Below are 12707 nucleotides of genomic sequence, written 5' to 3' on the forward strand. Positions count from 1 at the left end.
CGATGGCGGAGGGTCGAGGTGCGAACAAGTCTTTGCTATGTGGACGCGCCCCTGGGGGATCGTCCGGGAAATTCCGTTCCGGCGCCTAGTTGGCCGCGGCGGTCTGCAGCAGGCCGGTGATCTGGCGCACGGTAGCCCGGCGATTGGCCCGTTCGTCCGTCTGCGTCGGCACCTTCAGGAACTGCTCGCCATAGCCCTGAACGACCATGTTTTCGACCGGTACGCCGAAATACTCGTTCAGCGCCAGCGCCAGTGTCTCGGCACGCCGGTCCGACAGCGCCAAGTTATAGGCGGCATCGCCCACGGCGTCGGTATGCCCCTCGATCAGAAAGACCTCGCGCGGATTTTCGCGGATCGCGGCCAGCACCTCGCGCGCCAGACCGGTCAGGTTTCCGGCCTGCTCGGGCGAAATCGCCGCCGAGCCCGACGCGAAGGTCACGGTATCGACCTCGAAGGCCGGCGCCAACGCACGGACCTGCGAGATGTTGCGCACCTGGGCCAGGCTGAACCGGCGGTCCAATCCCGCCTCGCGGTTCAGGGCGGCGCGCAACGCGTCGTCGCCCCCGTCCGACCGCGACGACACGATCGGCGCGGGCAGCGTGGCGACGTCCACCGGCTCCACGGCGGCGGTGTCGTCGATCAGCGTGTATTCGGTCCCGTCCGTCTCGACCAGCTTACGGCGCAGGACGCGCAGCGACGCGTCGCGGATGGTCACGATCCGGCTGCCGTCGGGGCGGATGACGGTGGTGCGGGTCGAGCCGTCGTCGAACCGCTCGGTCCGCACCTCGTTCCCGCTCTGCCGCAGCAGCGCATCATCGTCCTTGAGCACCTGTAGCCCGCCATCGTCGCGTTGAACTACGACCCGGTCGCCCGAGTTCGAGACGACCCGGTTCCGGTTCGCCAGCACGGTTCCGACGGCAAGCGCACCCAAGGCGCCCAAGGCGATCTTCTGGTTGCGCGAAAGCCCGTCATCGTCATCGTCGTCCCGATCGGTCACGACGGCCTGGGTCGTGAAATCCTGGTCCGAGGTGCGCACGTCCTCCTCGGCGATGACCTGCTCTTCCACCTCGGCGGCCTCGGCATCGTCCGACGCGGCGGCGGCGGCCGTCCCCTCGTTGGGATCGGTCAGCGATTCCAACGCGCGGCTGGCCTGATCACGGGCGACCTCCTGCTCCTCGGTCAGTTCCGGCTCCGGCTGGGCTGCGACCTCCTCGGCGATCTCGCTCTCCGTCGGGGTCTCGACCAGCGGGGTCACCTCGGCCTGCGGAGTGTCCGTCTCGGTCTCCTCGGCGGTGGCATCCTGCGCCGCTTCCTCGGATGCGGCGTCCTCGGTTGCCGCCTCCTCGCTGGTGGCCTCCTCGGCTGCGGCTTCCTCGGCAGCCGTCTCCTCTGTTGCCATTTCCCCGGCATCCGTTTCCTCGGCGCCCTCCTCGGTCGCGGTGTCTTCTTCGGTCGCGACCTCGTCCTGCAAGGCTTCGGCACCGTCCTCCGTGCCCTGTGTCGCCAACTCCTCGCCGGTGCCGTCGACCGGCTCCCCGGTATCCTGGGCCTCGTCGATAACCTCATCGACGGCCTCCTCGGCCTCGGCCTCCGCTTCGACCTCTGCCTCGGCGTCTGCTTCAGCCTCCGCCTCTGCCTCGGCCGCATCGGCTTCCAGCTGCTCGGCGATCGACTCCTCGGTCACCTCCTGAACGTCCGCATCCGGCGCGGCCTCGGGCGCGGTGTCCTCGGCGGTTTCCTCCGCCGTCTCGGGCGCGTCTTCCGTCAGGACCTCCGCCTCCGCCTCGGCTGCCTCAGCGTCTTCGGCGACCTCGCCTTCGACGGCTTCCACCTCGACGGGCTGCGCGTCCTCGGCGTCGGCGCTCTCTTCGACAACCTCCTCGGCGATTTCGGGCTCGACGGCCTCGGCATCGTCCACGGCCTCGCCGCCTTCGACGGCATCACCGCCGTCGACAGCCCCCTCGCCATCGATGTCGACGACCCCCTCGGCATCGCCCTCGACAGCGCCGCCTTCGACCATATCTTGCTCGATCTCCTCGACTGCGGCTTCGGTCCGCTCGGCCACGCAATTCGCCAGGGCCTCGGCGTCCCCCTCGAACTCGGCCGTGCATGTCGCCAGGATCTCGTCGGCGATCGCCTCGCCCTCCTGCGCCATCAGCGGCGCGCCGGGAACCAGCAGCGAGAGGCTTGCAACAAGGGCGGTCGCCTGGCGCACGGGATTGCGCGGCATGGTCAGGTTTCTGGGGGTACGGGGCATGGTGCCCTCCTTTGGAATGGCTCGATCCTTCGGGGGATAGAACGCCACGCCTGATGGGCAGTTCCAGCCTCGGGGGGTGTTATCGGATAACAGGCCGACCCCCGCCGACGGCCGGCGGATCCTGCGCATCACGAGCCCGCGAACGGCCGGACGGGGGCGAACCCTCGCGGTCGGTTCCCCGGGGGCAATCCGGCCCGAACTCCCGCGCGGTCAGCCGCGCAGGCGCTGCAACTCGCCCTCGTCGCCGGGCCGGGACAGCGCATCCGCGACCCCCTCCAGCGCGGCGATCGAATGACCGGCGCGCAGGCAGTCCACATGCGGCAGCAACGCGCGGATCCCGGCGGCGCGGGGCGCGAACCCGTCCCATCGCAGCAGCGGGTTCAGCCAGATGACGCGCCGTGCGGTCAGATGCAGGCGCCGCGCCGCCCGGGACAAATTCTCGGGATCGCCACGGTCGAGACCGTCAGTGACCAGCAACACGACTGCACCCTGCCCGAGAACCCTGCGCGACCAGTCACGGTTGAACACGTGCAGCGCGTCGCCGATCCGCGTGCCGCCTTCCCAATCCTGCGCCTCGGCGCCGGCGGCGGCCAGCGCCGCATCGACGTCGCGTCGCCGCAGGTGACGGGTGATGTTCGTCAGCCGGGTGCCGAAGGTGAAGGCGTGAACCTCGGCCCAGCCCGGACCTTGCCGGTTCGCGACCGCATGGAGGAAATGCAGCAACGCCCGGCTGTAGGACGACATCGACCCCGATATGTCGCAAAGCGCCACGAGGTTCGGCCAGCGAATTCCGCGGCTTGCGTACCGAAGTTCATGCAGATCGCCGCGCCGCATGGCGGACCGCAGCGTGGCCCGCCGATCCACCCGCCCCGACGTTGCCGCCTGCAGCCGCCGGGTCGGAAGGGGGCGGACCGGCAGCCGAAGGCACGCCAGCATGCGCTTGGCCTCCGCGATCTCGGCCGTCGACATCTGTTCGAAGTCGAGCGTCCGCAGCCGTTCGCGTCCGCTGGCGGTGGCGGAAGCGTCGATATGGAGTTCCTCGGACGGCGCTTCGCCCTGCGGCTCCGCCGGGGGCCGGTCCAGCAGCGCCTCGGCGGCACGCTTTTCGGCCGGTTTCGGCGGTCGCGCCTCCTGCACGTCGCGGATCGTGGGCGTCAACAGCCCCATCATGTGCTCCAGATGACGCGGATCGCGCCAGTAGAGGCGGAAAAGCTGTCGGAACGTCGCCCGCTCCTCGGGCCGGCGAACGAACACGGCTTCGAGCGTATGCGCGAAATCCTCCCGATCGGTGAAACCCGCAACCTCCACGGCCCGTGTCGCGAGGATCAGGCGATCCGGCCCGGCCGAGAGCCCCGCCCGCCGCAATGCCGCCGCGAAATGCGCGATGTTACCCGCCAACTTGGGGTTCTGCGGCAGATCGAGGGGGGGCTGCGCCATGGCCGTCGATCCGGGGGGCTAACCCCCCGGACCCCCCAAGGTATTTGCCGCCAGAGGAAGGAGCTTCATGTCGCCAACTCCGCCCGGACCTCATCGAGGATGCGCTTGGCCGACGATCCCTGAAGCTTCTGGATGTCGTCCTGATATTTGAGAAGCGCGCCCAGCGTGTCGGCAATGACCGCGGGCGACAGCTCGATCATGTCCAGCGCGAGCAGGCACTTGGCCCAGTCGATCGTCTCGGCCACGCCGGGTCGCTTGAACAGATCCTCGCTCCGCAGTCGCTGGACAAAGGCCACGACTTCGCAGCTCAGGCTTTCGGCGGCCTCGGGCGCGCGGGCGGCGAGGATCTGCATCTCGCGGGCGTGATCGGGATAGTCGACCCAGTGATAGAGGCAGCGGCGCTTCAGCGCGTCATGCACTTCGCGCGTGCGGTTCGACGTCAGGATCACGATCGGCGGGGCGGGCGCGGTGACGGTTCCCGTTTCGGGGATGGTGACCTGATAGTCGCTCAGCGCCTCCAGCAGGAACGCCTCGAACGGCGCGTCGGTGCGGTCGATCTCGTCGATCAGCAGGACGGGCGGGCCGGCATCGTCGGGACGCATCGCCTGCAACAGCGGGCGCGCGATCAGGAAGTCGTCGCCGAACAGGTCGGGCGGTGCCTTTCCGATCGCTTCGGCCTGACGGATGGCGACCATCTGAGCGGCGAAGTTCCATTCATAGACGGCACTCGCGGCATCGAGGCCCTCGTAGCATTGAAGCCGGATCAGACGCCGCCCGAGACTGGCCGCCACGGCCTTGGCGATTTCCGTCTTGCCGGTGCCGGCCTCGCCTTCGAGGAACAGCGGGCGGTCAAGACGCAGGGCCAGAAACAGGACCGTCGCCAGCGCCCGGCCGCAGATATAGTCCTGCCGGGCCAGCGCGGCCTGTACTTCGTCGATCGAATTCATGGCCGCATGGGGCATGTTCGGGCAATTGCGGTCAACCGCCGATGACGTTCCGCGGGAGCACCCATCAGCCCCCCGCGAAACGTCGGCTCGCGTCAGGCGTCGGCCTGCTGCGCCTCGATCGAGATCATCACTTCGACCTCGTCCGAGACGAAGGGCGCGAACGCACCGGCATCGAATTCCGAGCGCAACAGCGTCGTCGTCGCGTCGAAGCCCAGCCAAGGTTTGTTCTGCTGGGGGTGGTCGGCGGCCTGGTTCAGCGTCGCGTCCAGCACGACCTCGTTGGTGACGCCGCCGAGCGTCAGGTCGCCGGTGATCCGCGCGGTGTCCTCGCCCGTCACCTCGATCCCGGTGGACACGAAGCGGACGGTGTCGTTGGACGCGGCGTCCAGGAAGTCGGCCGACGCGAAGTGCTCATCGCGTTTTTCCCAGCCCGTGAACATGGCCGATGCGGGGATCGAGACGTCGACGGACGAGCTCGCGGGGTTCTCGGCGTCGTATTCGATCGTGCCCTCCCAGCCCGAGAACATCCCCCAGGTCGTCGAGAACCCCAGATGTTCGTAGTTGAAGACCGTCTGACTGTGGCTCGGGTCGAGCGTGTAGGTCACGGGCTCGGCAAGGGCCGGGGCGGCAAGAAGGACGGTGGCGGCAAGGGTGGAACGGAACATCCGGAAAACTCCAATGCTGGCTTCGGAAACGCCTCCTACCCTCGCGCAAGACGGAGCGACGGGAAACCACACGCCGCTCAACACATCGTGTGCGGCGGCGCACCGCCCGGCCGGCCCGTCCGGTCGCACCTTACGCAGCGTTCCGCCCTATCACGAGGAATGTCCGGAACTATCGCGGGGGGGTCTGACGTTGAAGGGCAATACCAACTGCACAAGGAGACCTGCAATGCTTCGCATCCTCACTTCCGCCGCCCTGGCCACCTCGCTTGCGGCCCCGGTTTTCGCCGACGCCCATGTGATGAACATGGACGACCTGATCCGCACCCGCGACATCACGGGCGGCCCCGTCTATTCCATCGCCAACGAGTACGACGAGGACCGCTGGATGGACCTCGATGACCGTGACTACTACGGTTACGAGAACTACGGCTACGGCACCGATTACGACCAGATCGGCGAAATCGAGGACATCATCCTCGACAAGAGCGGTCAGATGGTCGGCCTCGTGGCCGAAGTCGGCGGATTTCTCGACATCGGCGACAAGCACGTGATGGTTCCCGTCGGCGACCTGCGCCTGGTCGCGGTCGACGACACCAGCTACAGCTATGTGACCCGCCTGAGCGAGGAACAGCTGGAAGAGTTGCCGTCGGTCGACGAGGGCTGGTTCGACTGATCGCCACGCATCAGCGGAACGATTTGGGGGAGGTCTCGCGACCTCCCCTTCTTCGTGCGCGACCGATCTTCGCCGTGCACCGCGCAGGTGCCCGGCACGACCCCTTGCGTCGGGGTCGCAAATCTCTATACCCCGCCCATCCCGCCACGACGATTCACCGCGTGGTCTCTCGTGTCCGGCAGGCGGGGTTCATCGCCGGGCTATGAAACGCGCGCAGACAAGTCAGGAGTGAACATGCCGCTCTACGAGCATGTGATGATTTCGCGGCAGGATCTGTCCACCGCGCAGGCCGAGGGCCTCGTCGAACATTTCAGCACCGTCCTCGCGGACAACGGCGGCAGCGTCGTCGACAGCGAGTACTGGGGCGTCAAGACGATGGCCTACAAGATCAACAAGAACCGCAAGGGGCACTATGCCTTCCTGCGCACCGACGCGCCGTCGGATGCCGTGCAGGAGATGGAGCGCCTGGCCCGCCTGCATGACGACGTCATGCGCGTGCTGACCGTCAAGGTCGACGCCCATGAGGAAGGCCCCTCGGTCCAGATGCAGAAGCGCGACGAGCGGGATTCCCGCCGCGAACGCCGGTAAGGAGAGAGACGAATGGCTGCCAAACCCTTTTTCCGCCGTCGCAAGTCCGATCCGTTCGAGGGGCCGAACGCCCCCAAGATCGACTACAAGGACACCCGCCTGCTGCAACGCTACATCAGCGAGCGCGGCAAGATCGTCCCGTCCCGCATCACGGCCGTCTCGGCCAAGAACCAGCGCCGCCTCGCCAAGGCGATCAAGCGCGCGCGGTTCCTGGCCCTGCTGCCCTACGCCGTCAAATAAGGAGCGCCTGACATGCAAGTGATCCTTCTGGAACGCGTGGCCAAGCTGGGCCAGATGGGCGAGGTCGTCGACGTCAAGCCCGGCTACGCCCGCAACTTCCTGCTGCCGCAGGGCAAGGCGCTGACCGCGTCGGACGCCAACGTCAAGGCGTTCGAGGGCCGCAAGGCCCAGCTCGAGGCCGACAACCTGGAAACCAGGAAGGAGGCCGACGCGCTCGGCACCAAGCTGGACGGTGAGCAGTTCATCATCATCCGGCAGGCCTCCGATGCCGGTGCCCTCTATGGTTCGGTGACGACTCGGGATGCGGCAGACGCCGCGACCGAGGCCGGCTACACCATCAATCGCAGCCAGGTCGCGCTGCAGGCGCCGATCAAGTATCTGGGCCTGCACAAGGTGTCCGTCCGCCTGCATCCTGAGGTCGAGATCGAGATCGAGCTGAACGTCGCCCGTTCGCCCGAGGAGGCCGAGCTTCAGGCCGCGGGCAAGTCGATCCAGGAACTGGCCGCCGAGGAAGAGGCCGCCGCCGAGTTCGAGATCTCGGAACTGTTCGATGATATCGGCGGTGCCGCCGACGAGTTCGGCGACGACGGCGACAGCGGCCCTGTCACCACGCCCGAGAGCGACGACGGCGAGGAACAGCCCCGCGACTGAGCGCGCCATGTCCATCTAGGAAGGGCCACCATTGTGGTGGCCCTTTTTCGTTGCGGTGCGGCCCGCGTCGGGGATCACAGGTTCTGCGCGGCCTTCCTGCAATCCGCGGCGCATTCGCGGCACATCTTGGCACAGCGGCGGCAATGCGCATCGTCGTGCTGTTCGCACATGTCGGCGCAGGCATCGCAGGCCTGCGCGCAAAGTTCCAGCATTGAACGGATCACGGCCTCGTTCCGGCCCGTCCGGCGCGAGCCTACGCGGTAGGTGGCCGTGCAGATGTCGGAGCAGTCGGCACAGAGCCGGATGCACGCGCCCCGCGCCTCCTCCTCGGCCGCGCAGGCGTCGGCGCAGGAATTGCAGATCGCGGCGCAGTACATCGCGTGCCGCACGGCATCGCCTAGATACTCATTGTCATGGCCGGCGACTTCGGGATGTTCGGCAATCATTTCCTTGATGGACATCGGTTTTCCCCCGTGTGGTGACGACGGATCAACCACAAGACCGCCAAGTCGTTCCGACCTGGTGCCCCTCGTTTCGGGTCGTCACGCAAATCGCATCCGAACGTGTATCCTGCCGATGCGACTCATTCCCTGCCACCGGAGTTCTTCGATGTCCCTCACCCGACGCACATTCCTGACCACGACGGCCTTCACCGGCCTGGCCCTCGTCCACCCGTTCGCGGCGCGCGCGCAGGCCAACCAGGCGCATCTGCGCATTGCCGAGACGACGGACCTGCATGTGCATGTCTGGCCCTATGACTACTACGCGGACAAGCCGGTCGACACGGTCGGCCTGGCCCGCACCGCCGCCCTGGTCCAGGACGTCCGCGCCGAGGCCGGGAACACGCTCGTCCTCGACAATGGCGATTTCCTCCAAGGCAACCCGCTTGGCGATTTCATGGCCTATGAACGCGGCCTCAAGGCGGGCGACGTCCACCCGGTCATCGCCGCCATGAACGCCGTCGGCTTCGACGCCGCGACCATCGGCAACCACGAATTCAACTACGGGCTGGAGTTTCTGGAAAAGGCGCTGGCCGGCGCGGGTTTTCCCGTGGTGCTGGCCAACATCGTGCGCGAACAGGGCGCGCAGCCGACCGACGACACCACGCTCGTCCCGCCCTATGTCATTCTCGACCGCGAATTGACCGACGGCGCAGGGCAGACACATCCCATCCGCATCGGCGTTATCGGGTTCACCCCGCCGCAGGTCATGCGCTGGGACCGGCGGCACCTGGAGGGGAACGTCTCGGCCCGCGACATCGTGGCCACCGCCGAAGCCTGGGTGCCCCGGATGAAGGAGGAGGGCGCCGACATCGTCGTGGCGCTGTCCCACTCGGGGATCGGCCCGGCCGACCACGAGGAGATGATGGAAAACGCCTCCGTCCCCCTGGCGGCCGTGCCGGGGATCGACGTCGTCCTGACCGGCCACCACCATCGGGAGTTTCCGGGCGATGCCTATGCCGACGTCCCGAATGTCGACGCAGCCGCTGGCACGATCCACGGCAAGCCCGCCGTGATGGCCGGTTTCTGGGGCAGCCACATGGGGCTGGTGGACCTGATGCTGGAACGCGAAGGCGGCGAATGGCGGATCGCGGCGTCGACCTCGGAGTTGCGGCCAATCGCCCTTCGCGGCGAAGACCGGAGCTGGACGCCCCAGGTCGAAAGCGTCGACGCCGTGCTGGCCGCGACGGAGGCGGATCACCAGGCCACGCTCGACTACGTGCGCCGCGCCGTGGGCAAGACCGACGCGCCGTTGCATTCGTACTTCGCGCTGGTCGCGGACGATCCGTCGGTCCAGATCGTGTCGATCGCGCAGAAATGGTATGTGGAGCAACTGCTCAAGGGCACGGCGAACGAGGGGTTGCCGGTGTTGTCGGCGGCGGCCCCGTTCAAGGCCGGGGGCCGGGGCGGACCGGACTACTACACCGACGTGCCGGCGGGCGACGTGGCGATCCGGAACGTGGCCGACCTGTACCTCTACCCGAACACCGTGCGCGCGGTGAAGATCACCGGTGCCCAGGTGAAGGACTGGCTGGAGCGGTCCGCCGGCATCTTCAACCAGGTCCAGCCGGGTGCCACGGATGCCCCGCTCCTGAACCCCGACTTCCCGAGCTACAATTTCGACGTGATCGACGGGGTCGAATACCGTATCGACCTGAGCCAGCCATCGAAATTCGACAGCGAGGGCGCGTTGATCAACCCCGATGCCAACCGGATCGTCGACCTGACCTATCAGGGCGCGCCGATCGACCCGGAGGCCGAGTTCATCGTCGCCACCAACAACTATCGCGCCGGTGGCGGCGGCAGCTTCCCGGGGGCCGACGGGTCGACCACCGTGGTCGAGGCGCCCGACACCAATCGCGACGTCATCGTCCGCTATATCGTGGAACAGGGCACGATCAGCCCATCGGCCGACGCGAACTGGACCTTCGTTCCGATGGACGGAACGTCGGTCCTGTTCGAGACCGGGCCATCCGCCGCCGCCTATGCCGCCGGCGTGCCCGGCGTCACGCTGGAGGCGCTGGACACCAATGAGGACGGGTTCCTGCGCTATCGGATGTCGCTCTGACGCGTGACTTTCGCGGCGGGTCGGGGTGACCCGGGCCCGCCGCGCACTACCCTCCGTGACATCTGCAAACACCTGTTCCGGAGGCCCTGATGCGCTACCTTGCCCTGACCCTCGCCCTGATGCCCGCCGCGGCGTTCGCCCAATTCTTCACCTGGGGCGAGCGCAACACCGATTTCCCGCCCGCCTTTCCCGAACAGTTCCGGGCGGAACTGGTCTCATCCGATGTGTCCCTGACGACCGAGACGCTGGCCGGCGGGCTGGTCCATCCCTGGGGGATCGCGACCCTGCCCGAGGACGCCGGCTGGCTTGTGACCGAACGTGCCGGCCGGCTGCGCCATATCGCGCCGGACGGCACGATGTCGGACCCGCTCTCCGGCGTGCCCGAAGTGCTGGCCCAGGGTCAGGGCGGCTTGCTGGACGTCGCGCTGGGCCCGAACTTCGCCGAGGACCGGATGATCTATCTGACCTATGCCAAGCCGATGGGCGACGGACTGTCGGCCACCGCCGCCGCGCGGGGGGCGTTGTCCGAGGATATGACGGCGCTGGACGGGATCGAGGATATCTTCGTCCAGGACCCGCCGGACGACACGGCCAAGCATTTCGGCAGCCGGATCCTGTTTCCGGGTGACGGCACGGCGGTCATCACCACGGGCGAGCACTCATCGATGGAAACGCGCGTCTATGCGCAGGACCTGGACAAGACCTACGGCAAGGTCATCCGCGTCAATCTCGACGGCTCGATCCCGCCGGACAATCCGTTCGTGGACGACCCGAACGCCGTCGACAGCATCTGGTCGCTGGGTCACCGAAACATCCAGGGCGCGGCCTATGACGCGGACGGCACGCTCTGGACCATTGAACACGGGCCGGCGGGCGGGGACGAGCTGAACCGGCCCGAACCGGGGCTGAACTACGGCTGGCCGGTCATCAGCTATGGCGAACAGTACAATGGCGGCCCCATCGGATCGGGGGAGGCCGTGCAGGAAGGGATGGAACAGCCCGTCTATTTCTGGGACCCGGTGATCGCGCCGGGCGGAATGGCCTTCCATTCCGGCGAGGCCTTCGCGGACTGGAACGGCGACATCCTCGCCTCGTCGCTCTATCCCGGCGGGGTGGTCCGCCTTTCGTTGAACGCGGATGACCTCGTGGTGGAGGAGGAGAGGCTGCTGCGCGATATCGGTCGCGTGCGCGATGTGGAGGTTCAGCCCGACGGGACGTTCCTGATCCTCACCGATTTCCAGAACGGCGCCGTCATTCGCGTCGCGCCGGGGGGCTGATCCGGCCAACGGACACGGGCCAAACGAAAGGGGCGCCCCGAAAGGCGCCCCCGACATCCGTGAGATCATCCGATCTCAGGCTTCTTCGAGCTTCTCGACCTCGGCCTGAAGCTCCTCTTTCGAGACGGACTTCTCCGTGACCTTGGCGCGGTCGAGGATCAGGTCGATCACCTTGTCCTCGAACAAAGGCGCGCGCAGTTGCTGCTGGGCCTGCTGGTTCTGCTGGATGAACTGGAAGAACTCCCGCTCCTGGCCCGGATACTGACGCGCCTGCGTCATGATGGCCTGCGTCATCTCGGCATCGGTGACCTCGACGCCCTCCTTCTGGCCCAGCTCGGCCAGCAGAAGGCCCAGGCGCACGCGACGCTCGGCCAGCTTGCGATGCTCCTCGGTCGGCTCGATCTTCTCGTGATCGTGGCCCTGCACCTCCGGATGCTCCTCGTGCCATAGCTGGTGCGCGATCTGCTGGGCTTCGGCATCGACCAGCGAAGGCGGCAGGTCGAAGGTCACCAGCCCGTCGAGCTGGTCCAGAAGCTGCCGCTTCACGACCTGGCGCGCCGCGCCCTGATATTCCGCCTGCAGCCGCTCGGAGATCTGACCCTTTAGCGCATCGAGGTCCTCGGCGCCGAACTGCTTGGCCATCTCGTCGTCGATCTTGGCCTTGGCAGGCTTCTTCACCTCCTTGACGGTGCAGTCGAAGACGGCGGCCTTGCCGGCCAGATGCTCGGCTTGGTATTGCTCGGGGAAGCTGACCTCGACGGCCTTCTCCTCGCCGGCCTTCGTTCCGACCAGTTGCTCCTCAAAGCCGGGAATGAAGGAGTTCGAGCCGAGGACGAGGGGATAATCCTCGGCCGTTCCGCCCTCGAACGCCTCGCCGTCGACCTTGCCGACGAAATCGATGACCACTTGGTCGCCATCGGCGGCCTTTCCCTTCTTGGTCTCGAAGGTCTGCGCGTTCTCGGCCAACCCCTCCAGCGCCTCCTGGATGTCGGCCTCGGCTGGCTCCACGGTCAAGCGATCGACCTCGACATTCGAGAAATCGACCTCCGGCACGTCGGGCAGCGCCTCGTAGGACAGCGCGACCTCGACATCGTCGCCGGCCTTCCAGTCCTGGTTGGCCATCTCGACCTTGGGCTGCATCGCGGGCCGGTCGCCCGAATCCTCGAAATGCCTGGACATCGCGCCGTCGATGCTCTCCTGCATCGCCTCGCCCATCAGGCGCTGGCCGAACTGCTTCTTCAGCAGGGCCATCGGAACCTTGCCCTTGCGGAACCCCTTCATCTCGATCTCGGGCTGCGCCTCGACCAGCTTCTGGTCCACCTTGGCGTCCAGATCGGCGGCGGGGACCTTGATGGTGTAGCCGCGCTTGAGGCCTTCGTTCAGGGTCTCGGTCACCTGCATGGG

At 67.2% G+C, this 12707-nt stretch carries 12 protein-coding genes; 6 read left to right on the forward strand and 6 right to left on the reverse strand.

Annotated features, from left to right (window positions below):
- Positions 1-85 precede the first annotated feature (85 nt).
- The 4 genes from MWU52_RS06305 to MWU52_RS06320 form a co-directional block, all read right to left on the reverse strand.
- Positions 86-2257 (reverse strand): OmpA family protein, encoded by a 2172-nt coding sequence (locus MWU52_RS06305; RefSeq protein WP_246950379.1) that lies wholly within the window; start codon positions 2255-2257, stop codon positions 86-88.
- Between the two features lie 210 nt (positions 2258-2467).
- Positions 2468-3694: a VWA domain-containing protein gene (locus MWU52_RS06310; RefSeq protein WP_246950381.1), complete on the reverse strand. Its 1227-nt coding sequence runs from the start codon at positions 3692-3694 to the stop codon at positions 2468-2470.
- Between the two features lie 65 nt (positions 3695-3759).
- A complete protein-coding gene (locus MWU52_RS06315; RefSeq protein WP_246950383.1) occupies positions 3760-4641 on the reverse strand; it encodes a MoxR family ATPase in 882 nt (293 codons plus the stop codon).
- A gap of 92 nt (positions 4642-4733) precedes the next feature.
- Positions 4734-5306 (reverse strand): YceI family protein, encoded by a 573-nt coding sequence (locus tag MWU52_RS06320; RefSeq protein ID WP_246950384.1) that lies wholly within the window; start codon positions 5304-5306, stop codon positions 4734-4736.
- Positions 5307-5532: 226 nt separating this feature from the next.
- On the opposite strand from MWU52_RS06320, the gene MWU52_RS06325 reads away from it, so the two are divergent.
- The 4 genes from MWU52_RS06325 (at position 5533) to rplI (ending at position 7458) form a co-directional block, all read left to right on the forward strand.
- On the forward strand, positions 5533-5979 hold the full coding sequence (locus tag MWU52_RS06325) for a PRC-barrel domain-containing protein (protein WP_246950386.1): 447 nt from the start codon (positions 5533-5535) through the stop codon (positions 5977-5979).
- 234 nt (positions 5980-6213) lie between these two features.
- Positions 6214-6567 (forward strand): 30S ribosomal protein S6, encoded by a 354-nt coding sequence (gene rpsF, locus MWU52_RS06330; protein ID WP_246950387.1) that lies wholly within the window; start codon positions 6214-6216, stop codon positions 6565-6567.
- Between the two features lie 12 nt (positions 6568-6579).
- Positions 6580-6807 carry a 30S ribosomal protein S18 gene (rpsR, locus tag MWU52_RS06335; RefSeq protein ID WP_246950388.1) on the forward strand — a complete coding sequence of 76 codons (228 nt, stop codon included), beginning with the start codon at positions 6580-6582 and terminating at the stop codon, positions 6805-6807.
- A 12-nt stretch (positions 6808-6819) separates the two neighbouring features.
- Complete coding sequence (gene rplI, locus MWU52_RS06340; RefSeq protein WP_246950389.1) at positions 6820-7458, forward strand: 50S ribosomal protein L9; 639 nt, start codon at positions 6820-6822, stop codon at positions 7456-7458.
- A 74-nt stretch (positions 7459-7532) separates the two neighbouring features.
- Here rplI and MWU52_RS06345 read toward each other — a convergent pair whose 3' ends face one another.
- The gene (locus MWU52_RS06345) at positions 7533-7919 is read right to left on the reverse strand and encodes a four-helix bundle copper-binding protein (protein WP_246950390.1); all 387 of its coding nucleotides are present in this window, start codon (positions 7917-7919) and stop codon (positions 7533-7535) included.
- 148 nt (positions 7920-8067) lie between these two features.
- Here MWU52_RS06345 and MWU52_RS06350 point away from each other — a divergent pair, with 148 nt between their 5' ends.
- Positions 8068-10026 (forward strand): bifunctional 2',3'-cyclic-nucleotide 2'-phosphodiesterase/3'-nucleotidase, encoded by a 1959-nt coding sequence (locus MWU52_RS06350; RefSeq protein WP_246950391.1) that lies wholly within the window; start codon positions 8068-8070, stop codon positions 10024-10026.
- 86 nt (positions 10027-10112) lie between these two features.
- The gene (locus MWU52_RS06355; RefSeq protein WP_246952784.1) at positions 10113-11303 is read left to right on the forward strand and encodes a PQQ-dependent sugar dehydrogenase; all 1191 of its coding nucleotides are present in this window, start codon (positions 10113-10115) and stop codon (positions 11301-11303) included.
- Between the two features lie 75 nt (positions 11304-11378).
- On the opposite strand, the gene tig is transcribed toward MWU52_RS06355, so the two are convergent.
- Positions 11379-12704 (reverse strand): trigger factor, encoded by a 1326-nt coding sequence (gene tig, locus MWU52_RS06360; RefSeq protein WP_246950392.1) that lies wholly within the window; start codon positions 12702-12704, stop codon positions 11379-11381.
- Positions 12705-12707: the final 3 nt, after the last annotated feature.

The sequence above is a fragment of the Jannaschia sp. S6380 genome, assembly GCF_023015695.1.
Lineage (GTDB): Bacteria > Pseudomonadota > Alphaproteobacteria > Rhodobacterales > Rhodobacteraceae > Jannaschia.